A 1,092-nucleotide genomic window follows, 5' to 3' on the forward strand; every position below is an offset into this window, starting at 1 on the left:
GGCTCTTTGTCAACTGTAGTGGGTAGATGAAAAGCTAACACCTAGAGAGGACGAACTTCGTTCTCTCTTTCTTTATGTTCAAAGCAATCAAAATTCGCTTTTTAAAGTTTTCAAAGTTCCTGAAACCAAAGGCATTTCTCTTAATGACTTTGATGAGATTATTGGTAGCTTCCAGTTTGGCGTTGGAATAAGGCAATTCTAGGGCATTCAAAACCTTGTCTTTATCCTTTAGAAATGTCTTAAATACCGTCTGGAAAATAGGATTAACAGTGGCTATTTCCTGTTCGATGAGGTCAAAGAAATGGTCTGAGTTCTTCTCTTGGAAATGGAATAAGAGCAATTGATAGAGTTCATAGTGCTGTCGTAGTTCCTCGGAGAAAGACAGGAGTTTTTCCAGTATTTCCTTGTTAGTCAAATGCATTCGAAACATAGGGCGATAAAATCGTTTATCGCTGAGTTTACGACTATCCTGTTGAATCAATTTCCAGTAGCGTTTCAAGGCTCGGTATTCCTGCGATGTTCTGTCGAATTGATTCATAATTTGAATACGAACACGGTTCATAGCACGACTAAGGTGTTGAACAATATGAAAGCGGTCGAGTACAATTTTTGCATTCGGAAAAAGCTGTTTAGCAAGTTGATAATAGGGACTAAACATATCCATGGTAATCACTTTGACCCGATTTCTAACCTTTCTAGGATAGCGTAGAAAGTGGTTTCGGATGGTTGCTTGGGTTCTTCCGTTGAGGATGGCAATGACGTTTAGGGAGTTGAAATCTTGTGCGATAAAGCTCATCTTCCCCTTCTTGAAAGCATACTCGTCCCAGCTCATCACCTCAGGTAAGGTATTCCAATCTGTTTCAAACTTGAACTCATTAAGCTTTCGACTAACTGATGATGTTGAGATAGATAGCCTGTGTGCAATATGTGTCATTGCTTGATTTTCGATGAGTAATTGAGCGATCTTCTGGCTAACAGCGACGGAGATTTGGTGGTTCTTCTTGACAAGAGGAGTTTCAGCGACCGCCATTTTCCCACAATCTTTACACTTGAAACGACGCTTTCTAAGACGGATAAGGAGTGGATAACCAG

Annotated in this window: 1 protein-coding gene; it reads right to left on the reverse strand. The window is 40.2% G+C overall.

Annotation, left to right across the window (positions count from 1 at the left end; all coding sequences use genetic code 11):
• Nucleotides 1-34 precede the first annotated feature (34 nt).
• Nucleotides 35-1,092, reverse strand: a 1,058-nt coding sequence (locus F9856_RS11955; protein WP_202106727.1) for an ISL3 family transposase, incomplete at its 5' end; no start/stop codon positions are given.

The organism is Streptococcus suis (assembly GCF_016743335.1).
Classification (GTDB): Bacteria; Bacillota; Bacilli; order Lactobacillales; family Streptococcaceae; genus Streptococcus; species Streptococcus suis_Y.